This window comes from Halobacterium sp. GSL-19 (assembly GCF_016917855.1).
Classification (GTDB): Archaea; Halobacteriota; Halobacteria; order Halobacteriales; family Halobacteriaceae; genus Halobacterium; species Halobacterium salinarum.
In genome coordinates, this window is the sequence record NZ_CP070377.1 from 1713152 (window position 1) to 1738248 (window position 25097).

Here is a 25097-nt window from a genome sequence, read left to right on the forward strand (position 1 = left end):
GACTGCTTAGGGAGCGGTACTAAACTCGTCGAACAGTGCGATAACCCGCTGTTCGATTTCGTCACGAATCTCGCGCACTCGCTCTAGGTCTTCCCCATCAGGATCGTCGAGCGCCCAATCGCGCACCTCGACAGTACCACCAACCTCGCCGACGTCCAATGTGGAACAACCCATCGTTGCAACGTAATCACACGATTGGAGTTCGTCAATTGTGATTTCGCGCGGTGTTCGATTAGACAGATCGAACCCAACCTCATCCATCACGTCGATCACTTCCTCGTGGACGTGGTCAGCCGGATGCGTCCCGCCAGTCAGAATCTCGACGCGGTCGTCGAGATCACGGCGGTCGCGTTCGCGCTCTGCGAACGCCGTGGACATCTGGGAACGGCCAGCGTTCTGAACACACATGAAGGCGATACGAATCGGTTCAGCCGAATCAGTATTAGTGGACATTGGCTTGTGTGGTGATTAGTCGTCGTTCGTGGTCGGTTCAGGAGTGGATGGGCCAGAGCTACCAGTCTCGGAGTCAGCCCAGTCGAATTTTCGCTGGAAATAGAGTGCAACATTGACTAGCGCGAGTAAGACAGGCACCTCGATGAGCGGCCCAATGACGGTCGCGAAGGCAACACCGGAGCCGACGCCGAACACTGCGACGGCGACCGCGATTGCCAGTTCGAAGTTGTTTGAGGCTGCCGTGAACCCGATTGCGGTCGTCGTCGAGTAGTCCGCACCGATTCCCCGGCCCATGCCGAAGCTCACGAGGAACATCACCACGAAGTAGATCGTCAGCGGCACCGCAATCAACAGGACGTCCGCGGGCGCGGCGACGATATTCTCGCCCTGCGTGGCGAACATCACGATGATGGTGAACAGCAGCGCGACAAGCGTCAGGGGGTCGATCTTTGGGATGAACACCTCGTCGTACCACTCCTCGCCCTTGATTCGGGTCCCGACATAGCGGGTGAGGAATCCGGCGGCGAAGGGAATGCCGAGGAAGACCACGATGGCCTCGAACACCTGCATCGGCGTGATGTCGAAGGTCGTGATGCCAGCGACGAGCGTCTCCATGCCTAGTAGTGGGGGCAGGGCCAGCGCGAAGAACCAGACATACACCCCGTAGGTGATGATCTGGAACAGGCTGTTGAACGCGACCAACCCAGTTACGTACTCGGTCGAGCCCTCGGCGAGTTCGTTCCAGACCAGCACCATCGCGATACACCGGGCCATCCCGATGAAGATGAGTCCAAGGAAGAATTCGGGGCGAGCCGGCAAGCCGGGAACCAGCCCGCTGAAGAAGATGACTGCGAGCCCGAACATTAGCGTCGGGCCGATCAGCCAATTCTGGATGAGACTCAGCCCGAGTACCCGCCAATTGCTGAAAACGGTCGGAAGCTGCGAGTAGTCCGCCTTTGCCAGCGGTGGGTACATCATCAGCACGAGTCCGATCTCTACGAGGTGGAGGTTCTGAATCGGCTCAGTCACCGACGGGGCAACGTATCCGAGTCCCACGCCAATGGCCATTGCGCCGAAGATCCAGACGGTGAGGTACTTGTCGAGGAAGTCCATCGACCGCGGGTCACCACAGCTCTCACAGTCGCAGTTCGGCCCGTGATCATGGGTATCGACGTTACTCATCGCTCACGCTCCCTTCGAGGACGGTGACGAGGGCGACCGCACGGTTGGTTGCCCGATACTTCTTCCAGCGGCCGTCCTTCCGCCCGTCGACAAGGCCCGCGTCGACGAGCGCCGAGAGCGCGTGACTGAGACCGCTCTCGGTCACGTCGACGACCGCGTGCAACTCACAGACGCAGAGTTCCTCTTGGGCTGCAACGAGCACACGGACGAGCGTATATCGTGTCTCATTGGATAGTGCCGAGAGCACATTGAGTTCAGTATTCACCTGCGCTTCCCCAAGTGCTGCTTCGAGCGTGCCGAGTTCGTCGAGCCGCCGCTCGACGTCCTCGCTGCGACACTCCCCGAGTTCGTCGTCGAGATAGCGTCGTAATCGATCTGTGGCTTGTGCCATTAGCAGCTAGTTGAGAAACAACTCAATTAGTACTTTCGTTTACGAACGAACGTACCCGGACAACAAGCCCTATATGATCATATATGGGCGTTTGATTGAAGACCGGTCGAACTAAGTTAGTTGAACAACAACACAACTAATACATGGCGAGCGAATCAACCACCCGAACCCGTGTCGTCTCGCGTGCAAGTGACGCCACCCGCAAACAACGCGACGGAACTGAGTTTACGGGCGCATTCGGCCAGCGAACCGGTGATTCGGATCTCCTATTCGTCGAGGGGCAGCTCCCGGAACGGGATGGAACAGTAGAAAGCGATGACTCTGCGTCGAAGCAGCTGGAACTTTGCCTAGAGAACCTCGAATCCGTCCTCGCTCAGCGCGGGCGGACCGTTGAGAGCGTGCTTCAGGTCACACTCTACCTCGCGGACATGGACGCGTACGAGCAGGTGAACGAGACGTATGAACAGTACTTCGAGGAGACGTATCCCGCGCGGACAACGGTCGGCGTCTGTGAACTGCTCGGCGGTGCCGCAGTCACCGTCGACGCCGTCGTCGCCGTCGAATAACGACAACTGACGGCTACGAATACCATACGGGGCTGTTTCTACCGATGAAGAGTGTCGTCAGGGTAGAGAATGACGACGTCACGGTGTTGTTCGAGGGCGATGAAGACGTAAGTACTGCATTCTAATGCAGGGACTCAGACGATGAAGACGTTGAACACAACACCAACCACGACTCCGATCGTGACGACCGTCCCGGCGTAGACGAGCAACAGCCGGCGCTTGAAGAGCTTGTTCAGGAGGATCAGGTTCGGAATGCTCACTCCCGCGCCACCGATGACGAACGCGAGGACCGTCCCGATAGCAATGCCCTGCTCGCTGAGCGACGCCGCAATAGGTAGCATTCCGCTGAGGCTGATGTAGACCGGCGCACCGGCCAACGCAGCTAGCGGGACGGCTAGCGGATTCTCCGACCCGAGGACGGTGTGGAGAACATCAACTGGAACGACACCGTGAATTAGCGCCCCGAGTGTCATTCCGAGAATGAGGTACGGAAGCGTATCAACGAAGAACGACCATGCCTCACGTGCGGCAGTCTCAACGTGCTGGCTGTGCGTCTGATTTGCCGTGTCGGAACTACCTGCACAACAATCAGCGGTTCCGCCGTCCGTTGCAATGGTCTGCTCCGTTTCCTCGACGATCCGGACGTCTTTGATGTGCTCACCCAGCCCAAGCCGACCGATAACAATTCCACCGATGACAGCAGCAACGAATGTCATAACGACGTAGTAGATCGTGATCTCGATTCCAAACAGACCGATAAGTAGAATCACCGCGATCTCGTTGACGAGTGGCGACGCAAGCAAGAACGAGAACGCGAGTCCGAGTGGTGCACCTGCTTGAAGTAGTCCAGCGAGGACAGGGACAGTCGAACACGAGCAGAACGGTGTCACCGCGCCCAGGCCAGCGGCAGCAACATTACCGGTTCCTTCATCGTGGCCACGGAGTTTGCGCTCGACTTTCTCCGGAGGGAGGTACTCTTGTGCAAGGCCTACGAGGAAGGAGGCTCCAATGAATAACGGAACGAGAATGACGGCGAGGTGGAGGAAATAGTCCCAGGAGTCGAGTAGTGCCTCGCCGAGTCCTGGTGGAAGCATCTCAAGCATCCTCCTGGATAGCGTGGGCGAGGTCGAGTAGTTCGAAGACCGCTGTATCGGCGATACGGTAGTAGCTCCACTTGCCTTTCTTACGGGACTTGACCAGTCCTACCTCTTTTAATTTCCGGAGGTGGGTAGCGACCGTCGATTGCGGAGCGTCGAGGACGACTTGTAATTCACAGCCACAGCACTCCGAGTCCCGGAGAGCCTCAAGGATGCGGAGCCGATCCTCATTGCCAAGCGCCTTGAAGACAGCCGCTTGTCCGGCAACATCTTGTTTCGGTAGCCGTACATTCTGTAAGGTAGCGATCCGATCTTCTGGGTTATCATAGAGTCGTTCGAGTGCATTCACAGCATCGTCGGGCGGGGATTCTGTTCCAGACATATTTTGATTATACGTTTTGAATTATTCGCAGCAGCTGTTTGAATCGGACTCTGACGAATCAGCTGGAACTTCTTCAATAGTCGAGCCACAGCAGTCCTCTTCTTCATCTTGGTCGTAGCGGTCAACGAGTCGATTCCAGATTCGGCCGAGGGCACTTTGAGCCATTACGTTATATTGTATATTCACGATTCGTCTTAAAGATTGGGACTCTCCTCGAATCATATTCTGATCAATCTCGGAGGTCTATTAGGACAGCTGAAAGAGTTGGACCACGCCACTGTTCAAATTGTCTGCTCTGTTGAATCCGCAGAAAGTGATGCATTCTGACCGGAGTACAGTCAATACGGGTGACTTGCGAATTGCTCAGTACAGAACGTGGGTCTATCAGCGCAGATGCCATACCTTAAGCGTAATTCGCTTTTGCTCGTCGATACGCGGTGACAACAAAATACAGACAGATCGCTACCGTGAACAGCCAATGTGGGTCTGTGAACAGGTCGATTAAGAACGTTACAGGAGGTTCACTGAGAATCAAAGCGATAAGAACTCCAATAATAGCGAAAACCGCGATGAAAATGCATCCCATGAGTGCCGTATCACGGAGAACTGAACGTCGGCCCATGCAAACAATATATCTAGATATACGTCTTCCGCGTTACACACGCAGGTGTAGTTAGCGTTCAGGAGTTTGTCTTCACTCACTATTCTCTTCGGATTGGTCGTCTGTGATGGGCTCGAGGGATTCTTCCATCCGTTCGAAATGAGCTTCACGGAGCGCTTCCTCTGACGGCTCTTTCTGCACGACAGACGTACCCTCAGGCAGCTCTACGTCCTCATCCACCAATGGGTCTACGTCGACCACCATTTTGCGAATCTCCATATCCCGATTGATTTTCCCGACCAGCTGCTCGAACGCCGTCTCACGTTCCTGCCGGATCCGCCGGAGCTCTCGGACCTTCCGCTCGAATTCCGTCTGTACTGCCCAATCATACACGCGACGCCCGAGGATCGTGAGCTCATACCGCTTCTCTGTCCCATGCTCGGTTGGCCTGTGACTCACCGTGAACACGTCGCGCTCAACACCTTCCGAGAGCCGTGAGGACACTGTCGATCCACTTACTGCAACCGCGTCGACGAGTGCGTTGAACGTCGCTGTTCCCGTCCCGATCTCCGTGATGAGTTCCGCCGCTCCCTTCTTCCGAAGAAACGCCTCAAGTTCGTCCAAGCCCATCGTACCTCCCTGTTCTCCACCCACTACTATAAACCCAACCGAAATTTGATTCATACTGATTCTTGACTCACATCGAATTGTAGCCACAATCAATTCTCCAAGTATAGCACGTATACCCCTTCATATGTCTCCCACCACAAGCCAAGAGCAGATAATCGACATTAATGCACAATCAATTTTTCACTCTATCCTATACTGATATTCACCCTTTCTCAACAGACACGTCTACACAGTATCACTCCAGTATCTGGTCGACCGCAGCCCTGAAACAGAACAACTCGCCCCGGAGATGGCTCAATGCCAACTGATCCGTCGGCTGTCGCTGAGTCAATCATTGTCCACGCGGAGACGCTCTGTGAGCGTGAAGACCACCTCTGGGACGTCATCCGGAAACTCTCAATTCCCGTCGCTGAATTGGAAGATACCCGCGATCAGAACCGCGTAACCTTTGGAACTGACGAAATGTTCCGCACGCTCTTGTTCAAAGGAATTCGTGGCATCTCCCAGAACGAATTAGCGCAACGACTTGGTCGGGAGCCGAGCTTAGTCAAGAGCTTCCATCTCGATATTACTGATCTCTCGAATACACCGACCCAACAACAGCTCTCGTACACGCACGCGCAGTTCAGCGAGGATACCCAGGAAGTCCTCAATCGCACGGTTGCTGGCGTCCGGCAAGTTGCTCTCGACAACGACGTCCTCACAGAAGGGCTCGTCCCATCAGTCCCAGCCAAAACCGAGGAAGAGTCACAAAGCCCGAATGAGTACAAGAAGGAGAAGGCCCAGAAGACGCTGACGCTCGCTCGAAAACACGTCATCCCTGAGTTCGATACGCACCGAGCAGCCCACAAGACGTACTCCGACGAGGTAATGCTGGATATGTTTGCGAGTATCTGCGCGAACAACGGCAGTGCCCACTCAGAAGCCGAGTACGGCTGGCTCACCGACGATGACCTCATCTGCGACGACTCGACATTCCTGAGGGCGATCAAGAAAATCGCGACAGCCGAAGACTCCGATGGCCAGCTCACGTTCGAAGATTTCGATGACGATGATTCGATGCCCGAAATCGACCGGATTCGGGACGCTATTATGACGGCGTTCAACGCCGCGACGGAAAACATCATCAACTCGATCCGTGGTGACGATCCCTTCGACTCTCGTGAGACCGTTGCGGCGATCGACATCACGCACAAGCAGTTCCACGTCTGGCCGTGGGAGGACAAAGAAGCGGGTATCGCGAAGCCGGACTATCCGAAGATGGTGAGTGGGTACAAGAAAGACGGCGAGTACAAGCGTGGATACAAGTACGCGACGATCACCTTAGTCGGGGACCACGCACCAATTGTACTCGGCATCGAGCCAGTGAAAGAGGACTCTGCGTGGGAACCCGACGACTCTCCATCGTACTCGAAAGCCGACTTAGTAAGTCGGTTGCTTGACCGGGCCGAGCAGTTCGTCGACCTGGACATGGTGATGTTCGACCGTGGATTCTACGTCAATCGCGTGTACGCAGATGTTCACGAACGTGGGCTCACGTACCTCTCCCCTGTGCCGACGTACGAGGATGATTTGGCGGCGATCCAGGATATTCAGGAGCATCCAACGGCGGACGAAGCTGTCAAGCACGATGTTCCGTTCGGAATCGACGGCGAGGTGCATCACGAGGCAGAGTTCCTGTACGCGCCGAGCACGAGTGACGATGCCGAGGGGAAGTATGCGGTGTTCGTAACGAATGAAGACCGCGTTGAGCCCGAGGAAATCAGGAGTATCGTGAACGGGTACAGTCGGCGCTGGGATATCGAGAACCAGTACAAGTCAATCAAGGACTTCATGCCGAAGACGTCGTCGACGGACTACCGGCTTCGGCTGTGTAACTTCGCGCTGTCGACGCTGATCTATAATCTGTGGCGGCTGACAGACTACCTGATCAAGGTCGCGCTCGACGAGCCGATCCGGTCACCGCCAGTGATCACGGCGAAGACATTCGTGCGAGCGTTGGGCGACTTCCTGAGTGAGTTCGGGTAACGCTTTTCTCACTCCGGGTTCACCAATTCGGTAGCGGATGCTCTATCGATTTTCACGGATTTTCGACTACCTATCATATAGGAGACTGATCTATAGCTGCTAATTCAATGTCGTCCGATTTTCGCCCCGAATTTGGAGTCACCAGCTCGTGAATTTCCTAGTTTCATTTGTAGGTTTATAAGCACGCGAAGAATGTGAGGGGCAGAACACGACCAGTCGTGCGAACGGATGATGGCTGGACGCGACGGCCGCCATCCACGCCGAAAGCTGGATCTCACTCACCGGCGGGCGCGCTGTGTGCGGGAGGTTCCGACGGGCACTTGCAGGCGGGCGTCCAAACGGCGAGTATGAGCGATCTCACGGCCGAAGAGTTCGAGGAACAGAAGTACGTCGACTACTTCCCGAAGCTCGAAACCGCCTACAAGCGGGCGTTCGACGACATGAACGGAACCTACGACCGCAAGCTCGTCCACGCCATCGACCAGCAGGTGCTCTCGGAGAGCGAGCCGTTCTACGAGGCTGACAGCGGGTTCAGCGTCGAACTGCCAGCGGACCCGCTGGACCGGCTGGCGGGCGTCCAGGTCGATGCCGACCACGCGCGCGACGTGATCGACGAACACACCGACCGCATCTGCGTGCACCTCCGCGACCAGTTCGGGATCGGTGGCCAAGCCGACGAAAAGGCCTAAGCGGGGTGAGTGCCAACCCGGACACATGAGCGCAGAGAGCCAGGACGGGTCGGATCTAGAGGAGCGCGTCGACAACTTCCTCCGTCGGAACTTCCCACAGATTCAGATGCACGGCGGCACCGCTGCGGTCCAGAACATCAACCGGGAGGACGGCGTCGTGGACCTCCAGCTCGGCGGTGCGTGTTCGGGCTGCGGGATTTCGCCGATGACCATCCAAGCGATCAAGTCCCGCATGACCAAGGAGATCCCCGAGATCGATGTCGTCAACGCGGGCACGGGCATGGGCGACAGCAGCGGGATGACGCCGTCGTTCCCGGGCGAGGACGGCGACACCGAGGAGAGCGCCGAGGACGAAGGCCCACAGGCCCCGTTCTGAGCGCGCCGCGCGCGGCGAGCGCCGTGGTCACATGAAATCGGAGATGCCGCTTTGCTTGTTGGTGTCGTCCTCGAAGACGGATTCCAGGCGTCGGTCCATGATTTCGAGGCGCTGTTTCGTGTACTCCCGGCAGTCGTACTCGGTGGCGACCCGCATGGCGGTGTCCATGTACTTGTTGACGGAGCCCTCGTGGACCGTGAGGTTCACGCGCCCACCGCACTCCCGGCAGTCGCCGCTGAGCGGCATGCGGCGGTATTTCTCCCCGCAGTCCAGACACCGGGTTTCCTGGCGGCTGAACGCGCGCAGGTTCCCGATGAGGTCCGGGAGGAAGTGGTACTCGATGACGCGTTCGGCGACGTCGGTTTCGGCGACCGACCGGAGTTTGCGGGCCAACTCCAGTTGGGCGTCCATCTTGTCCATCATCGACCCCAGGGTCTTGTACGCCGACAGCGACGGCCCCAGGTGGATGTTGGAGGTGGCGTGGGTGTGCCCGAAGCCGGTGTACTCTTCGTCGGTGCCGACCGTCGACTCCGCGAGGGTGATGAGGTCCGCCACGTCCTCGGGGTCGGCCAGCTCCCGGGTCGCCTCGTAGAACTCCCGGGGGTACTCGCGGTCGATGTCGATGTTGTGGGCTTCGTCGTCGATCTCCGCGGGGTCGATGCGGGAGGACATCACCAGCGGCGCGTCCATTCGGCCGCCGCGCTTGTCCGGCAGGTACGACTTCGAGAAGTTGATCAGGCCGTCCATCAGCAGCATCACGCAGTCCTCGTCGCCGTCGCACTGCCCGGTGAACAGGCCGTTTGCGACGAGCGTGTTGGTCTCCGCGACGGTCAGGGAGTACGTGTGGTCGACGCTGGATCGGACCGGTTCGACGGACACGACCTCGTCGGTCCGGACACTGCCGCCGTCACCGAAGCGTCGCTGCGGGTGTGTGCCGTCCAAGGACTCGGAACGCGGATCGGACGTCGCCGTCTCGTCGTCGCCCGGAACCTGTGTCGGTGCGGGAAGAGCGTCGCCCGCCGTCAGTTCCCGGGCGTCGACGCGTTCGATGCCGTCCCCGGTCCACCGACGCATCGAGTGGTCGGGGGTCACGGTCAGTTCCCGGCCGCGTTTCGTCTCGACCGTGAGGAGGTGGTCCGGGGCGGGGTGTTTGGAGACGGCCTCGACTCGCTGGAGGGTCTCCTCGCCGTCCTCGGTCACCGAGGGCACGAACACGTCGCCGTCGAGGGCCTGCACGAGGGCTCCGAAGTCGTCCTCGTCGGCCGTGTCGGGATCGAGTCGCGCCTCGACGAGCGTCTCGATCGGGTCGTGGTGCCACTCCCCGGACTCGTCTTGGAACCAGACGCTCGTCTCCGGGTGGAAGCAGTTCCGGCGTTTCGCGGCGTGGAAGTAGGGGTGGGCGTAGCCGACGGACGCGGAGGTGAAGCCGGCAACGCGGCCGACGACGGCGGCCGACGTGTGGGGTGCCATGCCGAAGACGAGTTCGCCGACGAGATCGTCGCGGTCGTCGAGGTCGTAGAACGCGTCGAGGCCGTAATACTGGGTGAGGAGGTCGTCGACGAAGTCCGCGGTCTTGAGCATGTGGTCGGCCGCGCCGTCGGAGAGCACCACGTCCTGCACGCGGAGTTCGACCAGTTGGTCGTCGTGTTCGAGGGGGTCGCCGTGGATGTCCTGGTCGTAGCCGAGTTCGCGGAACTGCCCGGCAGTGACGTCGAGCTCCGCGGGCGTGACGGCGGTCACCGGGAGGTCGGTCATGTCGTAGCGGACAGTGCCGTCCTTGAACGCGGTGACGTCGTGTTTCGCGCGCAGGACGCCTTTCGCCATGGGTTCGGGGGTTTTCTCCGCTGATAACAGTCCCTTGACGCCTTTGAGTTGGTCGAAGGCGTTCTCGCGCTCGCCGACGGCGCGGAGCGCGCCGTGGTATTCGTCGTTGATGTCGATGACCCGTGTGGTGACGTTGTCGAGGTCCCGCCCGCAGTTCGGGCATTCGACGCGCCCGGACTCGTCGGGGGTGGCGACGGCACCGCAGTCCCGGCACTCGTAGTGGGGGTCGGTCCAGTCCCCGCAGTCGGGGCACCGCGATTCGTAGGTGTGCTCGTCGCAGGACGGACAGACGCGGTCGCCGACCCGAACGGGGATTTCGCCGGGCGTGTCGGACATGTCCGGCGCGTACCGCGCGGCGTCGGCGACGTCGCGCTGGCTGCCGCCGGCGTCGCCGATGGGGAACAGGGTGTGGACGGCCGGCGAGAGATCGCGGGATTCGGATTTCTCGGGGCGGCCCATGCGGTTCCCGATGCGTGTGGGGGCGCGCTCCTGGACGCTGAACGGCGCGACCGCGTTGACCGCGCGGACGGCGTTGGGCCACTCGGCGGCGGCCGCCGAGAGCGTCTCCCACTCCCGGTCGAGCGATTCGGTGACGCCGAGCGAGCGCGCCAGCGGCAGCCAGTCGTCGACCCGGATGGTGTCGTCGCCCTGGTGGTGGGTGACCAAGAGCGCTTCGAGCGTCTCGCGCACGGTGGTGGTGTGATCGAGCACGAGCACACCGCGGTCGTCGTCGTCGCTGGCGTCGGTGTGGGCGTCGGCGACGGCGTCGGCGAGCGCGCGGAACTGCTCGACGTCGATGTCGTGCCAGAGGTACGTGTACGCCGGGTGCAGCGGGGCGTCGTAGTCGGTCGCCCACGCCAGGGCTTGATCGGCGGTGGGGGCGGTGAGATCGACGTACGGCGAGTCCCGGAGGGCTTGCACGTCCGCGCCCGCGGCGTCGAGGTCCTGAATCCACCACTCGGGGGCGTACGAGGCGGGCGCGAGCTCGTGGTTGTTCTCCACGAACTCCCCGTAGTTCACGAGGTATTCGCCGACATCGAGGATCTCCGCGACGCCGTTGCGGACGTCGAGGGCGTCCGCGGGGTCGTTGATGTGGCGGACGTCGCCGTTGGCGAGTTTCACGGTCGGCCCCTCGATGGAGTCGACTGGGACGATGCCCGCGGCCTTCCCGGGGCGTTCGGTCTTGATCTGGGTGCCCGTCGCGAGGAAGTCATCGAGCAAGTGCATCGTCGCCGGGTGGACGCCCGCGGTCGCGTTCCCGTGGTTTCGTGCACGCCCGTATCGCAGCCTGAACCCGCCGTTTTTCGAGGGATGCCCGAACACCGGCCGGCCCGCGATGAGGTCGCGGAGGAACTTGTCCGAGGGGTCGGCGCGGGGTGGCTCCTCGGCGTCGGTGCTCGCACTGGGGGCGTCCCCGTCGTCGGATGCGTCGCTGTCGCTGCCGGCGTCCGGGGTGTCTTCGTCGGCGTCGTCGGCGCCGATGGTGCCGTCGATGAGGTCCTGGAGCCACGGCCACGCGACTTCGTCGAGGTTCCGGGTGTAGCGCTGGATCTTGGGGGCTTTCAGCGCGATGCCCTCCGCGAGCACGAGACACATGCCGCCCCGCGGGGAGTTGGTGTCGATGCGTTCGAGGTCGCGGAACCCATCGACCTCCTCGTTGCCGGTTGCTTCGCCGTCCAGCATCACCGGACAATGTTCGGTGATGAACGTGGTTTCGGCGTCCTTCGGGGAGTACTGGAGACCGGTCTCGGAGTCGTAGAGATCGACCTCCTCGGCGTAGCGCTCGATCTCGTCGTCGCGGGGTTTGAACGCGTCGATGCCGAGCATCGCACGCGCGTAGTCGGCGACGAGCACCGAGAGCGCCTGCGCGGTGCCGCCGGCCGACCGGATGGGGCCGGCGTAGTAGACCGCGACGTACTGGGTGCCGTCGTCGTTGTCGTTGACTTCAACGCGGTCGATCCCCTCGATGGGGGCCGCGACCACGCCCTCAGTGAGCAGTGCAACCGCGGTGCGGACCGCGCCCTCGATCTTGCCGGCGTCGGTGTCGTAGTCGCCGACGCGGCCGTCGACGAAGTCCGCGACGAGCTCCAGCGCGGCCTCCTCGCGGCTCATCTCGCCGTCGAGATCGCGGACGCGCTCGGCGACGCCGTCGATCCCGAGGATGTTCTCGACGCGGTCGGCCATGTCCTTTGCGACCGGGATTTCGACGTTCGGCGTCGGGTCTTCGCCGCGTTCCCGGGCGGCTTCCGCGACCTCGAAGGCGTCGTCGAGGCCGGTTTCCAGCGTTTCGAAGTAGGTTTCGTCGGTGGGCCGCATTACAGCCAGCGGTCGAGGTCGGTGGCGGCGTCGTGCTCGCGAACGAGGTCGGCGTCGAGTTCGCGGACGTACAGTTCGCCGGCGAACACGGTCGCGCGTTCGAGGTGGCCCGCGAGGGCTTGCCCGGAGCGCCGCGACAGTGTCACGTGCGTGTGCGCGAACGGCTCGCCGTCGAGGGTGGCGATGTTGCCGACGCAGGCGGCGACCTCGAGGGGTTCGTCGAACTCGGCGGCGGTGTATTCGAAGTCGTCCTGGTCGTAATACCAGAGTTCCGCGTCCTGGACGGCGCCGAGACCGGTGAACCAGGCGGCGGTGATGTCCTCCGTGGCGGCCAGCGTTTCGAGTTCGGTGCGCCACTCCGAACCGGGGTCGAGGCGGACGACGAACTCACGGCCACCCGTGACTTCGCGAGCGTTCATGCTCGTCTCAAGGATGCGGGTGCGCAAAAGTCCTGGCGTTGCGGTGTCGGGAACGCCGTTACCGCCACGCCGGAAGCGGGGTGGCGTGGGCCTCGGTTACCGACATCCACGCGTCGTCCGTGGAGATGTCGGCGATGACGAGTCGGGCGCGTGGGCCGTCGTCGTCCAGCGAAGCCATCACGTCGGTCCCTGCGTGCGCCGCGGGCGTGGCGTCAGTCGACATGACGTATGTTACAACACCACAGGAAGTACTTAACAGCGTCGAAGCTGTCGGCGGGTTGATTCGGTGCCACGTCGCCGGCGAACGCGGACTGTCGTCGAGTGCCGTGGGAAAAGCTTTCACTGTGGGCGGTCTGGCACCCAGTATGGACCAGCAATCCCGCGGTGACGGGCCAGCCGCGAACGGAGCCCATCTCTCCGAGACGAGCGAGTCGGTGAAGACCAACTGGGAGCGAACGCTGCAGGACATCGAGGCGATGGCCGCCGACCGCGAGGAAAACGGGTTCACGACCTGCACCATCACCGCGGGGAGTACGGCGCCGGTCCCACCGGCGGAGGGGGCCGACGACGAGTTCGGGTTGACGTTCATCGTCTCGAAGGCCGACGGCGAGACGTTCGAATCCCACTACGACAGCGCCGAGTTCACCGAGACGGCCGTCTACCAGCGGACACAGGAGGGCCACGTCTACGTCGTCGTCGAGCAGCTCGACATGGACGCCGAGGTCGTGGTGTTTCTCGCGGGGACGTTCCGGATGCGGGACGCCACCGATCTGGTGCGGGCGGCGACCGACCGTGAGGAGATGCACACGCGCGTAAAAGCGATCGATCACACCGAGTACGGTGCGTTCACACACGACGACGTGTCGGCGTTCTTCCCGGAGCCGGCGGCGTACTACGCGTACGACCGCCAGCCCTGAGGCCACTGCCGTGCCTACATGTTGACGAACAGGTAGACGCCGACCGCCACCAGCAGCGCGTAGAACACCATGCCGATGGTGCTACCGCCGGAGATCGCGCGCGTCAGGCTCGCCACGGAAACGTACGCGACGAACACGCCGACGAACTTCCGCAGAACCCAGCTGATGACGAACCGCGGTGCGGACGCCGTATTCGTGGTCATATGTGTACAATCAACACCGACCACATAAACCATGCGAAATCCGGGATGAGCGCCGTCACGGGCTCGCAACGGAGATTCCCAACACGAACTCCATGAACGCCGACACCGCGAGCACGACCAGGCCGGTCACGAGCAGCTTCCAGTTGCGGCTGATGCGGTCGGGATGTCGCAGCGGCTGGCTGTCCAGCGGGGGAATGGTCTGGATCCAGCGCTCGACGCTGGTCTGGGACTGCGAACTCACCGACACGAGCTCGTCCTTGTGGGGGGCTGCGGGCGCGGGCCGCACAGCCATGAAACCGAGACCCGAAAGCAGGACGCCGACCACGAAGAGCGCGAACTTCGCCGTCACGAGCGACGCCCCCAGCAGAGTGGTGGCGGCGAGCGTGGTGGCGACGAGCGCACCCGACACGAGCCCTGCCGAATAAACCAGGTCGATCAGTCGAAGCGCGCGCTCGTGCATGACAGTGGTTACTCGTGGGACCGGTCGGCGAGCGTGTCGGCGACCGAGTCGTACTCCGAATCGTGGCGGTGGCAGTAGCTCAGCCGGCCGGCGTCACTGACCTGGTGCATGTCGGGGCGCTCGGTGTCACAGACGCCGCCGAACTCCCGTGTGAGGGCGTCGTGTGCCTCGGTTGGACGGCCGTCTTTGACTGCTTCGATGGCGGTGTCAACGGTGTCAGTGATTCCCGCTGGGAGGTCGACGTCCGCGAACAGGTCGTCGGCGGCCTCCTCGATGTCGTCGTACTTCGAGAACGTGCCCAAGCGGCGTTTCACGCGGTCACGAACCCCCATCTGGTCGCGGGTGCGCTCACGCACGACCTCGCGGAACTGCTCGATGCGACTCCACGTGTCGTCGTCGATGTCGGCGTACGCCTCGGGCCGGATCTTCGCCGGGCACCGGGTGCTGAACTGACACCCCGCCGGCGGGTTGCGGGGACTGGGCGGGGCACCGGGAAGCGTGATTCGGTTCCGGTCGATGGTGGGGTCGGGCCGTGGGATCGCGGACAACAACGACCGCGTGTAGGGGTTTTTCGCGTCGGCGTACAGCTCCTCCGTCTCGCCGATCTCCATGATCTTGCCGAGGTACATGACTGCGACGCGGTCGCAGATATGACGCACGACCGAGAGGTCGTGGGCGATGAACAGGTACGTGAGCCCGAACTCGTCTTGGAGGTCCTCCAGGAGGTTGAGGATCTTCGCCTGCACGGAGGCGTCGAGCGCGCTCACCGGTTCGTCGAGGACCATGAACTCCGGCTCCAAGGCGAGTGCGCGTGCGATGCCGATGCGCTGGCGTTGCCCGCCGGAGAACTGGTGGGGATACCGGTAGTAGTGGTCGGCCTGGAGGCCGACCGAGGACAACAGCTCCTTGACGCGGTCCCGGCGCTCGGCGGGTGAGTTCCAGTCGTGGGCGTCCAGGGGCTCGCGCACGATCTCACCGATGGTCATGCGGTCGTTGAGGCTTGAATCCGGGTCCTGGAAGACGATCTGGGCGTTCTTGCGCCACTGCTTGAGATCGCTGCCGGTGAGCTTCGTGATGTCCCGGCCGTCGAAGGAGACGGTGCCCTCGGTCGCGGTTTCGAGCTGGATGAGCGTGCGCCCCAGGGTCGTCTTCCCGGAGCCGGACTCACCCACCAGCCCGAGGGTTTCGCCCTCCTGGATCTCGAAGTTCACGCCGTCGACGGCCTTGACCGGCGGGCCGCTGAACCGGCCGCCGTCGCCGTAGTGTTTTTTGAGGTCGGTGACCTCCACGAGTGGCTGGCTGTGCTGGTCGGCGTCCGCGGTCGACTGGATCGATTGCTGGCTCATTCCTGGGCACCTCCTTGCGTGTCGGCGGGGGCCTGCGAGCGGTGGTGTTCGACGCGCTCGGTGCGCGATTTCCCCTCGGGGTACAGCAGGCACGCCGTCGAGTGGTCGTGGGTGTCGGACACCGAGACGTGTGTCGGATGAACCTCGGTGCAGTCCTCGAACGCCTTGGGACACCGGGGGGCGAACCGGCAGTCGGTCGCGGGCTGGTTGGGCGTTGGCACGTCGCCCTCGATGGTGTTGAGCCGCTCGTCGTCGACGCTCGTTCCCGGGATGGCGTCCAACAGGCCCTGCGTGTACGGATGTTTGGGGTTTGCGAACAGCTCTTCGACCGGTGCCTTCTCGACGAACTCGCCGGCGTACATCACGTTGACGCGGTCGCTGATCTCCGCGATGACGCCCATGTCGTGGGTGATAAAGAGGATCGCCAGGTCACGCTCGGCCTGGATGTCCTGGAGGAGTTCGACGATCTGGGCCTGAATCGTCACGTCGAGGGCGGTCGTGGGTTCGTCGCAGATGAGCACGTCGGGGTCGCACGCGAGCATCATCGCGATCACTGCGCGCTGTCGCATCCCCCCGGAGAACTCGTTGGGGTACTCGTCGAGTCGCCGCTCGGGGTCGGGGATCGCGACGTCTTCGAGCAGGTCGATGGCGACGTCAGTGGCCTCCTGGCCGGTGATCCCGCGGTTGATCCGGAGGGCCTCCCGGATCTGGTTGCCCACCGTGTAGACGGGGTTCAGGGATTTCAGCGGGTCCTGGAAGATCATGCCGACGCCGCTCCCGCGGACCTCCTGGTACTGGTCGGCGCTGAGCTCCGTGAGCTCGGTGCCGTCGAAGACGATCGAGGACTCCGGGAGGACTTCGCCCGGCGCGTCGACCAGCCCCATGATCGACCGCGCAGTGACGCTTTTCCCGGAGCCGGATTCGCCGACGATCCCGAGCGTTTCGCCGGGCGAAATCGACAGCGAGATCCCGTCAACGGCGCGGATGTGTTCGTGGTCCGTCCGGAAGACCGTCTGTAGGTTCCGGATGGACAGGATCGATTCGTCCCGCGAGTCGTCGTCGGCTGTCGGTGTCGTGGATTGCATCTATGCACCACCTCCGGTGGCCGCAGCTTCTTCCTCGGAGCCGCCTTCGCTCTCGGGGTCGATCGCGTCACGGATGCCGTCCCCGAGCGCGTTCGCTCCGGTGACCAAGACGACGATGATCAGGCCGGGAATGAGGGCGATGTGCCACGACGCCGACGACACGTAGGGCTGCCCCTGGGAGATGGCGCGGCCCCACGCGGGCGTCGGCGGCGTGATCCCGAGTCCGTTGCCGAGGAACGACAGGGACGCCATCGCGATGACGATGCCGCCCACGGTCATGGACGCGTAGATCAACAGATACCCCAGCACGTACGGCAGCATGTGTTTTCGCATCGTGACCGTGGGTTGCTGGCCGAAGCTCTTCGCGGCGTCAACCCACTCTTCTTCGGCGACCTGCAACGCCGGGCCACGGAGCGAACGCCACAGGACCGGCCACGTCGTCAGCCCGAACACCAGCGCTAACAGCAGCCCGCCGTTGAACACGGACTTGAGCCAGTGGTCCTGGAACACGACACTGACCATGATCAACAACAACAGCTGGGGGATCGAGACGATCCCGTCGGCGAGCGTCAGCACGGAGAGGTCCACCGTCCCCCCGTAGTACGACGACACCAACGCCAGCAGCGCGGCGATGAACCCCGCCATCCCGATGGCGATACCCGTCACCATCAGCGTGGTTTCGGCACCACCCATCATATACGTGAACAGGTCACGGCCGTTGGGGAGCGTGCCGAACGGATGGAACCGCCCGTAGTCGTCGTACGTCATGACACCCACGTTCTGTGCGGGGTTGCCCTTCGATTTCGAGTTGAAGTTCGCTTCCCCGGCGGGGATCGTCTCCACGGCGCCGGTGTCGGCCGAGACGTACTGGACCTCGTTGCCGTACGAGGCGGTGATGTTCTGCTGAACCGTCGAGGGCGCAAGCGTCGTTCCGAACAGCGACATCGTGAGGAACAACACCAGGACGACGATCCCGAACTTCCCCCAGGAGTGGTTGCGGAGCCGATTGACCATGTCGTCGCGGGGCGTCCAGCCGGCTCTGCGGTAGTGGGTGCGGAACGTGAGCCAGCCGCGGTACAGCCAGTAGAAGGTGAACAGCGAGTACGCGAGTGTCAACGCCATCCGGATCGCCCACGCGGCGGCGGGCGACAGTCCCAAAAACGGCCCGGTCCAGGCGTTGTACGACAATCCCAGGAACGACCGCACGGTCGAGGGGTCGTTGTACCCCTGGTTGGGAATGACATCGCGGCTGAGAAGCGTCGGGAGGCTCTGTGCCGTCGACCGAACGCCCTCGATGAACGTGCTGAGCGCCAGTTGGACGTCAACGACTCGGCCGGCCAACGCCGGTGAAACCAGTCCGACGATGACATCGATGAGACCAGTGACACCCATGACGAGGGCGTCAACGAGCGTGAGGATTCCGCCCGTAAGAGCACCCAGCTCCAGTACGACCAGCACTGCAGCGACGACACCCCATCGGAGGGCCGGCTGGGGGTTGGTGCGGATGCGGGTCCAGAGACCGTCGGTGCTGCGGCGTGTGGTGTCTCGTGTGTCGTCTGCGTGAGTGGTGTTTGCGGCCATTGTGTTACTCGGTCGTGTCTGACAGCGTGATTCGCGGATCGATGTACGTGTACAGCACGTCCTGGAGGAGGTTGAACAGGATCTGCATGAGGATGAAGATGAACACCAGCGACATCATCACCGGGATGTCGGAGTTGAACGCGGCGCGGATGAAGAGGTTCCCGATCCCGTTGATGCTGAAGACCTTCTCGACGAGAACGGAGCCGCCGATGAGCAAGTAGAACTCGCCCATGATGACCGGGAGCAGCGGAATGACCGCGTTTCGGCCGATGTGTTTCACGATGATGCGTCGCGGGGAGACGCCTTTGGCTTTCGCGGTGTCGACGTATTCGGACCGGAGGCTTTCGAGGACGGCAGTCCGGCCGATGCGGACTTCGTTACCCATCGATGAGGACCCGAGAACGAGCGCCGCCGGCAGGATCCACTTGAACGCTTCGGCCATCGGGCCGAGGTTCGGAACGGGGATCCAGAAGAACTCCAAGACGGGCACGCCGACGAACGGGTCGATCCCCGAGAACAGGTGTTGGAGCGCGTTCGAGGTGCCGACAACGTCGGTTTCGATGATGAGATCACGGTATCCGGAAAGCACACCGCCGGCGGTGATCAGCCCGGACAGCATCACTGCCAGCCAGAAGTTCGGCATCGCACGCCAAACGATTCCCCCGAAGGAGGCCGCGTAATCGCTCCACGAGTTGGAGTTGAGGCCCGCGTACAGGCCGACCGGAATGCCGACGAAAAGCGCAACCAGCACCGACCAGAAGCCGAGCCAGATGGTTGCGGGCAGGCGGCTGACGATCATGGCGGCCACGGGCTGGTTTCGGGCGATCGCCCAGGACGTCCCGAAGTCGAACGTCACCATGTTGACGAGGAAGTTCTTGTACTGCACCCACAGTGGAACGAGGCTGCCGTTGGGGTATCGGATCCCCAGGGAGATCTCCAGGTTGCGGGCGGCGGTTGGGGTTGCGTCCTTCCCGAGGATGGCGAGGACGGGATCGATCGGCCCCAGGTACAGGATCAGGAAGGTGAGTGTGAGACCGAACAGGAGGACCGGGACACCGAGAAGTAACCGCTTCGCGATGTATAGTGGTCGGTTCATTGTGTATCACCACGGACTGTTGTTTCGGCGGCGTACATAGTTGATATCCGCTAGGGTGTCGCAAGCGTGCGGATGTGACTCAAGGGTTGAATTAGGTAATAAAAAAAGGTTCGATTTACTGACTCAGCCGGTTACTCGCCCTGGTAATGGTTGTTGTACCCCTCCTGGCCGTCACTGAACAGCTGTGGCGGCTGCAGGTGGAAGGCACCGACGCCACGGCCCTTGAACACGTCCGAGACGAACTGCTCGCGGTTGATCACGTACGCCATCGCCTTGCGCACCGGCTTCGGGACCTTGGTCATGTTGAAGCCGACGTAGTACGTGTCGATCGTCGAAACCGACGAGGAGTTCACCGTCTTGTCGTTCTCCATGGGGCCGTAGGTGCCGAGCTTGCGGCCACCGGGGAGCGTCTCACCGCTGGAGTGCAGTGATGGATCGTATTTCGAGGTCGGGATGCCGGTGGAGTCGGCGTTCTCGTTCAGGAAGTAGTTGTATCGTGCCGTGTCGTCCGAGATGATGGCGTCGTCGATGCCGTCGATCGCCGGCGCGCCGTCGTGGTAGTCCTCGAAGGCATCCGCGGAGTACGACCCGCCGTTGCCGGAGTCCCACTCCACGAACGTGAACGGACCGGTGCCGACCGGGTTCGACGCGGAGAACTCCGGGTACGGCATGTCGCCCTCGTAGCCCTCGATGTCACCGACGATCCCCTCCGGAACCACGGAGAACGCACCGTACGTTAGCACGTCAAGGGCGTACGGGAACGGCGATTCGAGTGTGAGACGAACCGTGTAGTCGTCGACAGCTTCGACGCCGGTGGCGCGTTTGACTGCGCCGTTCTCGTCGACCTCGTGTTCGATGGCCAGCGTGGAGATGGCGAACGACTGGTTGGTGGAGTTCGTCGACTCCGCCAGCCGACGGATCGAGTACACGACGTCGGCGGCGGTCATCTCGCCGTAGTCGCCGTGGAACTGCACGCCCTCCTTGAGCGTGAGCGTGTACTCGGAGAGGTCGTCGTTGGTCTCGTAGTCGGTGATGAGGAGGTTCGAGATCTCCGTCCGACCGTTCTTGTAGTTGGTCGGCGCGTCGAACAGGTCCATCACCTTGGCCCCGCTTGCGGTGTTGCCCGAGGCGACCGGGTCCAGAGAGTTGAACGTGGACGAAATGCCGCTCAACCGGTCTTTCCCGTCGATGCCGGCGACAGCATTGTTCGTCTTCTGTTTCGAGGAGTCCATCGCGCCGGGTGGGTTGTAGTCGAGCCGGTCGTACCAGAAGGATTGGGCGAGGTTGTGGTACACCGGAATGAGCGCAGCCGACTCCCAGATCCCTTCTTCCATGTTGGTTGCGGCGTCCTTCCGAGTTTGGATCGCGTCCTCTGATTGGCCGGGGTTGCTGACGAGCCGCTCGTACTGTTCGGTCATGAACTCCCGAACGCCGGGATCGGAGTTGGCGTCCTCCTTCCAGTAGAGGCGTGCGCCGTTGGCCGCGGTTTCGCCGCCGTAGACCGTGTTGTCCGGCTGAACGAGCTGCATGAAGTTCCGCGGCCGCGGGTAGTCGGCAACCCATCCGAGGGTGAACGCCTCGTGCTCGCCCTGCTTGGTGGTTTCAAGCAGCGACGAGAAGTTGGCGTCGTTGATCGTCATTTCGATGTGGGCCTGTTCGAGCCGGGCGCGGATGGTGTTCGCCATCTCCTTCCACGTCGGGCTCTGGTACTGGAGCCAGTTGAGCTCGTACTTGTTGTCGGGGCCGTAGCCGGCCTCCTCCATGACCTTGCGCGCTTCCGCGACTTTCGTCTCGTCGATCCCGTAGGGGTATTTGTCGAAGTCGGGCTGGTAGTCGGTGCTTTCGCCGGTGGTCGTTGGCGTGTCAGTCGGCTCGCTGCCGCCGCTGCCATCGGCGTCGCTGGTGCTGTCGCTGCAGCCAGCGACGGTGGCAGTGAGGGCTGCCGCGCCCGTGGCTTTCAGGAACCGACGACGACTCGTGTTGGACATGCCGTCACCTGTCATGGTCATAGGTGACAATAGCATGTACTTAAGCTCTTCGTCAAGTCCGCGCGATCGTGGTCGGTGTAACGCGACCGGCGCGTGGAAACTGCGTGCACGCGTACGCATACCGAGAGTGGCGATACCAGCGGCCGACACGACAGCTTCGTGATTAGTTTACGCGCTGTCTCGTGTTGTGCGTGCGCGCCGTGCGTCGACGTGGCGGTCGCCGCGGTCGGCCTGCGGTGGCTCCGTGGATCGTCAGCGTAGACCCGTGAGTCGGTGACGCAAGCTGTCGTAGCCTACAAATGGGTGGGGCAAGTACGACGCCCACATGAACGTCGCTGACGCGATGACACCCCGGGACGACGTGGTGACGGTCGAGCTGCCCGGGACGCGGGACGACATCCTCGAATACCTACAGGAGCGGGCGTTCTCCGCGGTGCCCGTGGTGAAGGCAAGCGAGGACGGCGAGCGGTATCGCGGACTTATCTCCCGGGACGACCTGATCGAGCGCCCCGAGGAGGACCAGTTGGCGTTGCTGATGCGGGACGTACCGACGACCACCCAGGACACGACGGTCCCGGAGGTGGCGTCGCTGATGGTGGACTCCGGGACGCGACGCGTGCCGGTCGTCGAGGACGAGCGCCTGGAGGGCATCGTCACGGTGACCGACGTGGTGCGTGCGATCGCCGACGGGCAGGCCGACGGCGACACCGACGTCGGGGGGCTCGCGCGCCGCGACATCAACACGACCTACGAGGGCGCGCCGCTGACGGTCGCCGAGCGCAGCATCTCGTACGCCAACGTGCCGTACTCGGTGGTGCTCGGGGAGACCGGCGACATGGCGGGGATGGTGACCGAGGTCGACATCATCGACGTGGCGCGCGTCGTCGAGGGCGAGGACAAGACCGGTGATTCGATGGCCGCCGACGACGACGACTGGAAGTGGGAGTCGATCAAGGCCGTCGGCAGCCGGTATCTGCCGACGCGGAACGTCCAGATCCCGGCCGAACCGGTGCGGGAGTTCATGACCAGCGACGTCGTGACCGTGACCGGCAAGCGGACCTCCAGGGACGCCGCCCAGACCATGCTCGACACGGACATCGAGCAGCTCCCACTGATGTCGGGCGACGAGCTCACCGGTATCGTACGCGACGTTGACCTGCTGGCTGCGCTCACCGATGAGTGAGACGGTGAGCGAGCTCGCGCGACGGCGCGGGTTCTTCTTCCAGGCGAGCGAGGCGTACGGGGGCGCGGCGGGGTTTTACACGTACGGCCCGGAGGGCGCGGCGCTGAAGCGCAACATCGAGGACGCGTGGCGCGACCGCTTTGTCACCCGCGAGGGGAACATGGAGATCGATTCGCCGACGGTGACGCCGGAGCCGGTGTTCCAGGCGTCCGGCCATCTCGACGACTTCGACGACATGCTTGTGGAGTGTCCGGACTGCGGGGAGAGCCACCGCGCCGACCACGTCATCGAGGACAACACCGACGTCGAGGACGCCGAATCCATGCCGACCGACGAGGTCGAGGCGCTCATCGCCGACCACGAGTTGGTGTGTCCGGCGTGTGGCGGCCCGCTGGCCGGCCAGTCGGTGACCGGCTTCAATCTGATGTTCGACACGACCATCGGTCCCGGCGACGGCGACCCGGGGTATCTGCGCCCGGAGACCGCCCAGGGGATGTTCACGGAGTTCCCGCGGCTCAAGGAGTACGCCCGCAACCAGTTGCCGTTCGGCGTCGCCCAGGTCGGCACGGGGTATCGCAACGAGATCAGCCCGCGCAACGCCCTGTTGCGGACCCGGGAGTTCACCATGGCGGAGCTGGAGTTCTTCGTGGACCCCGCCGACGACGGCCCCGCCCTCGACCGGGTTGCCGACGTGGAGTTGCCGCTGTACCCGGTCGACGCACAGCAGGCAGCCGGCGAGGAGTACCTGCGGCTGACGCCCCAGGAGGCCCTCGCCGAGGGCGTGGTGGGCGGCGAGTGGGTGGCGTATTTCCTCGCGCGCTCCAAGCAGTGGTTCGAGCGCGTCGGCGTGGACATGGACCGGTTCCGGTTCCGTCAACACCTCCCCGGCGAGCTGGCGCATTACGCGTCGGACTGCTGGGACGCCGAGGGTGAGGTCGACGGCGACTGGGTGGAGTTGGAGGGCGTGGCGTCACGGACCGACTACGACCTCTCGAAGCACGACGAGCACGCCGACGACAGCTTCACCGTGTTCCAGGCGTACGACGAGCCCAAGACCGTCGAACGCGCGAGCGTCGACCCCGAGATGTCGTATTTGGGGCCGGAGTTCGGCGGGGCTGCGGGCGACGTGGCCGACGCGCTGGCGGCGCTGGCGGCCCGTGACCGGGCGGCCTTCGACGGCGACGAGGTCACGGTGGACGTCGACGGCGAGGCGTACACCGTGCCCACCGAGCGGACCGGCTTCGAGGTCGCCGAGGAGACCGAGTCGGGCCGCCACATCATCCCCCACGTGGTGGAGCCGGCGTTCGGGATCGGGCGGGCGGTGTACACGGCGCTGGCGCACTCCTATGAGGCCGACGAGGTCGACGGCGAACCACGGGACGTGTTGCGGCTGCCCGCCGAGGTCGCGCCGACGACGGTGGGGGTGTTCCCGCTGATGGACAAGGACGGCCTGGGCGAGCGCGCCCGGGAGATCGCGGCGGAGCTGCGGGCGGCCGGGCTGGCGGTGACCTACGACGACTCGGGGAACATCGGGCGGCGGTACCGCCGCCAGGACGAGGTCGGCACCCCGTACTGCGTCACGGTTGATTACGAAGCCCTCGAAGAGGGCGCGGTGACGCTGCGGGATCGGGACACCACAACACAGGTTCGCGTGCCGATCGCGGAGGTGGCGGAGACGCTGGTCGGGCTTCGAGACGGCGAGTTGCGTTTCGAAGCGCTGTGAGCGAACTCCGCCGGCGGCTCGTGCACGCCAGTGGCGCGGTCATTCCGGCGGGGTTTCTCGGTGGCGTCGTGTCGTGGCGGGTCGTACAGGGGTTGTTCGTGGTGGGCGCAGCCATTGCGGTCGTGTTGGAGCTGCTGCGGCTGTCCGGGCGCGTGAGCTGGCGGGTGTACGACGCGCTCACGCGAGAGTACGAGCAGGACAACCCCGCGGGGTACGCGCTGTACATGCTCGCGGGGGCGGCGACGGTGGTGGTGTTTCCCGCGAGCGTGGCGGTGCCGGCGGTGTTGATGTTGTCGATCGGCGATCCGGTCAGTGGGTTGTTGTCGGGGAGCGGCACGGGGCTCAAGCAGGGGTGGGTGTTGTTGGCGACGTTCGGGGTGTGTCTGGGGATCGCGAGCCTGCTTGCGGTGCCGCTGTCTGCTGGGGTGGCGGGTGCGGTGACCGCGACGCTGGCCGACGGCACGACACCGGTCGTTCGCGGGTACGTCATCGACGACAACGCCTCGATCCCGCTGGGGTCGGCGGCCGCGATGTGGCTGGTGGCGGCTGTCTGAGCGCGGG

Annotated in this window: 24 protein-coding genes; 8 read left to right on the plus strand and 16 right to left on the minus strand. The window is 63.0% G+C overall.

Annotated elements, in window-relative coordinates:
* Positions 1-6 precede the first annotated feature (6 nt).
* The 3 genes from JT689_RS10850 to JT689_RS10860 are packed head-to-tail and all read right to left on the minus strand — an operon-like array spanning position 7 to position 2026.
* The gene (locus JT689_RS10850) at positions 7-453 is read right to left on the minus strand and encodes a low molecular weight phosphatase family protein (RefSeq protein ID WP_229373376.1); all 447 of its coding nucleotides are present in this window, start codon (positions 451-453) and stop codon (positions 7-9) included.
* 15 nt (positions 454-468) lie between these two features.
* Positions 469-1635 carry an ACR3 family arsenite efflux transporter gene (gene arsB, locus JT689_RS10855; protein ID WP_275951184.1) on the minus strand — a complete coding sequence of 389 codons (1167 nt, stop codon included), beginning with the start codon at positions 1633-1635 and terminating at the stop codon, positions 469-471.
* Positions 1628-2026: a metalloregulator ArsR/SmtB family transcription factor gene (locus tag JT689_RS10860; protein WP_205251205.1), complete on the minus strand. Its 399-nt coding sequence runs from the start codon at positions 2024-2026 to the stop codon at positions 1628-1630. Before JT689_RS10860 ends, arsB begins: the two co-directional genes overlap by 8 nt.
* Before the next feature lie 143 nt (positions 2027-2169).
* Between JT689_RS10860 and JT689_RS10865 the strand changes: the two genes are divergently transcribed.
* On the plus strand, positions 2170-2592 hold the full coding sequence (locus JT689_RS10865; protein WP_205251206.1) for a RidA family protein: 423 nt from the start codon (positions 2170-2172) through the stop codon (positions 2590-2592).
* Between the two features lie 134 nt (positions 2593-2726).
* Here the strand turns inward: JT689_RS10865 and JT689_RS10870 are convergent, their stop codons facing one another.
* The 3 genes from JT689_RS10870 to JT689_RS10880 all read right to left on the minus strand — a co-directional run bounded on the left by JT689_RS10870 (position 2727) and on the right by JT689_RS10880 (position 5302).
* Positions 2727-3686, minus strand: a complete 960-nt coding sequence (locus JT689_RS10870) for a permease (protein ID WP_205251916.1) — start codon at positions 3684-3686, stop codon at positions 2727-2729.
* Between the two features lies 1 nt (position 3687).
* A complete protein-coding gene (locus tag JT689_RS10875; RefSeq protein ID WP_205251207.1) occupies positions 3688-4071 on the minus strand; it encodes a metalloregulator ArsR/SmtB family transcription factor in 384 nt (127 codons plus the stop codon).
* Positions 4072-4765: 694 nt separating this feature from the next.
* Positions 4766-5302, minus strand: a complete 537-nt coding sequence (locus JT689_RS10880; RefSeq protein WP_229373378.1) for a hypothetical protein — start codon at positions 5300-5302, stop codon at positions 4766-4768.
* Between the two features lie 297 nt (positions 5303-5599).
* On the opposite strand from JT689_RS10880, the gene JT689_RS10885 reads away from it, so the two are divergent.
* The 3 genes from JT689_RS10885 to JT689_RS10895 all read left to right on the plus strand — a co-directional run bounded on the left by JT689_RS10885 (position 5600) and on the right by JT689_RS10895 (position 8395).
* Positions 5600-7330 (plus strand): transposase, encoded by a 1731-nt coding sequence (locus tag JT689_RS10885; protein WP_205251209.1) that lies wholly within the window; start codon positions 5600-5602, stop codon positions 7328-7330.
* A gap of 347 nt (positions 7331-7677) precedes the next feature.
* Positions 7678-8019, plus strand: a complete 342-nt coding sequence (locus JT689_RS10890) for a DUF5783 family protein (RefSeq protein WP_136361631.1) — start codon at positions 7678-7680, stop codon at positions 8017-8019.
* Between the two features lie 25 nt (positions 8020-8044).
* Positions 8045-8395, plus strand: coding sequence for a NifU family protein (locus JT689_RS10895; RefSeq protein ID WP_010903744.1), 351 nt, complete (start codon positions 8045-8047; stop codon positions 8393-8395).
* 27 nt (positions 8396-8422) lie between these two features.
* Here JT689_RS10895 and JT689_RS10900 read toward each other — a convergent pair whose 3' ends face one another.
* Genes JT689_RS10900 through JT689_RS10910 form a run of 3 tightly spaced genes read right to left on the minus strand, consistent with a single transcriptional unit; the run spans position 8423 to position 13177 of the window.
* Positions 8423-12535 carry a DNA-directed DNA polymerase II large subunit gene (locus tag JT689_RS10900; RefSeq protein ID WP_205251210.1) on the minus strand — a complete coding sequence of 1371 codons (4113 nt, stop codon included), beginning with the start codon at positions 12533-12535 and terminating at the stop codon, positions 8423-8425.
* Entirely contained in the window at positions 12535-12954 is a 420-nt protein-coding gene (locus JT689_RS10905) for a PPC domain-containing DNA-binding protein (RefSeq protein WP_205251211.1), read from the minus strand. Before JT689_RS10905 ends, JT689_RS10900 begins: the two co-directional genes overlap by 1 nt.
* Positions 12955-13012: 58 nt before the next feature.
* Positions 13013-13177: a hypothetical protein gene (locus tag JT689_RS10910; RefSeq protein WP_012289488.1), complete on the minus strand. Its 165-nt coding sequence runs from the start codon at positions 13175-13177 to the stop codon at positions 13013-13015.
* A 142-nt stretch (positions 13178-13319) separates the two neighbouring features.
* Between JT689_RS10910 and JT689_RS10915 the strand changes: the two genes are divergently transcribed.
* Positions 13320-13871, plus strand: coding sequence for a hypothetical protein (locus JT689_RS10915; RefSeq protein ID WP_136361633.1), 552 nt, complete (start codon positions 13320-13322; stop codon positions 13869-13871).
* A 14-nt stretch (positions 13872-13885) separates the two neighbouring features.
* Here JT689_RS10915 and JT689_RS10920 read toward each other — a convergent pair whose 3' ends face one another.
* The 7 genes from JT689_RS10920 to JT689_RS10950 all read right to left on the minus strand — a co-directional run bounded on the left by JT689_RS10920 (position 13886) and on the right by JT689_RS10950 (position 21651).
* Positions 13886-14074 (minus strand): hypothetical protein, encoded by a 189-nt coding sequence (locus JT689_RS10920; RefSeq protein ID WP_227970891.1) that lies wholly within the window; start codon positions 14072-14074, stop codon positions 13886-13888.
* A gap of 55 nt (positions 14075-14129) precedes the next feature.
* Entirely contained in the window at positions 14130-14534 is a 405-nt protein-coding gene (locus JT689_RS10925; protein WP_136361634.1) for a hypothetical protein, read from the minus strand.
* An 8-nt stretch (positions 14535-14542) separates the two neighbouring features.
* Entirely contained in the window at positions 14543-15880 is a 1338-nt protein-coding gene (locus tag JT689_RS10930; protein WP_010903750.1) for an ABC transporter ATP-binding protein, read from the minus strand.
* Positions 15877-16965 carry an ABC transporter ATP-binding protein gene (locus JT689_RS10935; protein ID WP_205251212.1) on the minus strand — a complete coding sequence of 363 codons (1089 nt, stop codon included), beginning with the start codon at positions 16963-16965 and terminating at the stop codon, positions 15877-15879. Before JT689_RS10935 ends, JT689_RS10930 begins: the two co-directional genes overlap by 4 nt.
* Positions 16966-18546, minus strand: coding sequence for an ABC transporter permease (locus tag JT689_RS10940; RefSeq protein WP_205251213.1), 1581 nt, complete (start codon positions 18544-18546; stop codon positions 16966-16968). It lies immediately after the preceding gene.
* Positions 18547-18550: 4 nt separating this feature from the next.
* Positions 18551-19642: an ABC transporter permease gene (locus tag JT689_RS10945; protein WP_205251214.1), complete on the minus strand. Its 1092-nt coding sequence runs from the start codon at positions 19640-19642 to the stop codon at positions 18551-18553.
* 131 nt (positions 19643-19773) lie between these two features.
* Positions 19774-21651, minus strand: coding sequence for an ABC transporter substrate-binding protein (locus JT689_RS10950; protein WP_345944590.1), 1878 nt, complete (start codon positions 21649-21651; stop codon positions 19774-19776).
* Positions 21652-21955: 304 nt separating this feature from the next.
* Here JT689_RS10950 and JT689_RS10955 point away from each other — a divergent pair, with 304 nt between their 5' ends.
* The 3 genes from JT689_RS10955 to JT689_RS10965 are packed head-to-tail and all read left to right on the plus strand — an operon-like array spanning position 21956 to position 25090.
* Positions 21956-22813 carry a CBS domain-containing protein gene (locus JT689_RS10955; RefSeq protein WP_205251216.1) on the plus strand — a complete coding sequence of 286 codons (858 nt, stop codon included), beginning with the start codon at positions 21956-21958 and terminating at the stop codon, positions 22811-22813.
* Positions 22806-24536 carry a glycine--tRNA ligase gene (gene glyS / locus JT689_RS10960; RefSeq protein ID WP_205251217.1) on the plus strand — a complete coding sequence of 577 codons (1731 nt, stop codon included), beginning with the start codon at positions 22806-22808 and terminating at the stop codon, positions 24534-24536. Before JT689_RS10955 ends, glyS begins: the two co-directional genes overlap by 8 nt.
* Positions 24533-25090: a dolichol kinase gene (locus JT689_RS10965; RefSeq protein ID WP_012289491.1), complete on the plus strand. Its 558-nt coding sequence runs from the start codon at positions 24533-24535 to the stop codon at positions 25088-25090. The genes glyS and JT689_RS10965 overlap by 4 nt, the downstream gene beginning before the upstream one ends.
* Positions 25091-25097 lie beyond the last annotated feature (7 nt).

Excerpts from the sequence above, each read along its gene's own strand:
- JT689_RS10850 (WP_229373376.1), bottom strand. The coding sequence starts at position 453 with ATGTCCACTAATACTGATTCGGCTGAACCGATTCGTATCGCCTTCATG.
- arsB (WP_275951184.1), bottom strand. The coding sequence starts at position 1,635 with ATGAGTAACGTCGATACCCATGATCACGGGCCGAACTGCGACTGTGAG.
- JT689_RS10860 (WP_205251205.1), bottom strand. The coding sequence starts at position 2,026 with ATGGCACAAGCCACAGATCGATTACGACGCTATCTCGACGACGAACTC.
- JT689_RS10865 (WP_205251206.1), top strand. The coding sequence starts at position 2,170 with ATGGCGAGCGAATCAACCACCCGAACCCGTGTCGTCTCGCGTGCAAGT.
- JT689_RS10870 (WP_205251916.1), bottom strand. The coding sequence starts at position 3,686 with ATGCTTCCACCAGGACTCGGCGAGGCACTACTCGACTCCTGGGACTAT.
- JT689_RS10875 (WP_205251207.1), bottom strand. The coding sequence starts at position 4,071 with ATGTCTGGAACAGAATCCCCGCCCGACGATGCTGTGAATGCACTCGAA.
- JT689_RS10880 (WP_229373378.1), bottom strand. The coding sequence starts at position 5,302 with ATGGGCTTGGACGAACTTGAGGCGTTTCTTCGGAAGAAGGGAGCGGCG.
- JT689_RS10885 (WP_205251209.1), top strand. The coding sequence starts at position 5,600 with ATGCCAACTGATCCGTCGGCTGTCGCTGAGTCAATCATTGTCCACGCG.
- JT689_RS10890 (WP_136361631.1), top strand. The coding sequence starts at position 7,678 with ATGAGCGATCTCACGGCCGAAGAGTTCGAGGAACAGAAGTACGTCGAC.
- JT689_RS10895 (WP_010903744.1), top strand. The coding sequence starts at position 8,045 with ATGAGCGCAGAGAGCCAGGACGGGTCGGATCTAGAGGAGCGCGTCGAC.
- JT689_RS10900 (WP_205251210.1), bottom strand. The coding sequence starts at position 12,535 with ATGCGGCCCACCGACGAAACCTACTTCGAAACGCTGGAAACCGGCCTC.
- JT689_RS10905 (WP_205251211.1), bottom strand. The coding sequence starts at position 12,954 with ATGAACGCTCGCGAAGTCACGGGTGGCCGTGAGTTCGTCGTCCGCCTC.
- JT689_RS10910 (WP_012289488.1), bottom strand. The coding sequence starts at position 13,177 with ATGTCGACTGACGCCACGCCCGCGGCGCACGCAGGGACCGACGTGATG.
- JT689_RS10915 (WP_136361633.1), top strand. The coding sequence starts at position 13,320 with ATGGACCAGCAATCCCGCGGTGACGGGCCAGCCGCGAACGGAGCCCAT.
- JT689_RS10920 (WP_227970891.1), bottom strand. The coding sequence starts at position 14,074 with ATGACCACGAATACGGCGTCCGCACCGCGGTTCGTCATCAGCTGGGTT.
- JT689_RS10925 (WP_136361634.1), bottom strand. The coding sequence starts at position 14,534 with ATGCACGAGCGCGCGCTTCGACTGATCGACCTGGTTTATTCGGCAGGG.
- JT689_RS10930 (WP_010903750.1), bottom strand. The coding sequence starts at position 15,880 with ATGAGCCAGCAATCGATCCAGTCGACCGCGGACGCCGACCAGCACAGC.
- JT689_RS10935 (WP_205251212.1), bottom strand. The coding sequence starts at position 16,965 with ATGCAATCCACGACACCGACAGCCGACGACGACTCGCGGGACGAATCG.
- JT689_RS10940 (WP_205251213.1), bottom strand. The coding sequence starts at position 18,546 with ATGGCCGCAAACACCACTCACGCAGACGACACACGAGACACCACACGC.
- JT689_RS10945 (WP_205251214.1), bottom strand. The coding sequence starts at position 19,642 with ATGAACCGACCACTATACATCGCGAAGCGGTTACTTCTCGGTGTCCCG.
- JT689_RS10950 (WP_345944590.1), bottom strand. The coding sequence starts at position 21,651 with ATGACCATGACAGGTGACGGCATGTCCAACACGAGTCGTCGTCGGTTC.
- JT689_RS10955 (WP_205251216.1), top strand. The coding sequence starts at position 21,956 with ATGAACGTCGCTGACGCGATGACACCCCGGGACGACGTGGTGACGGTC.
- glyS (WP_205251217.1), top strand. The coding sequence starts at position 22,806 with ATGAGTGAGACGGTGAGCGAGCTCGCGCGACGGCGCGGGTTCTTCTTC.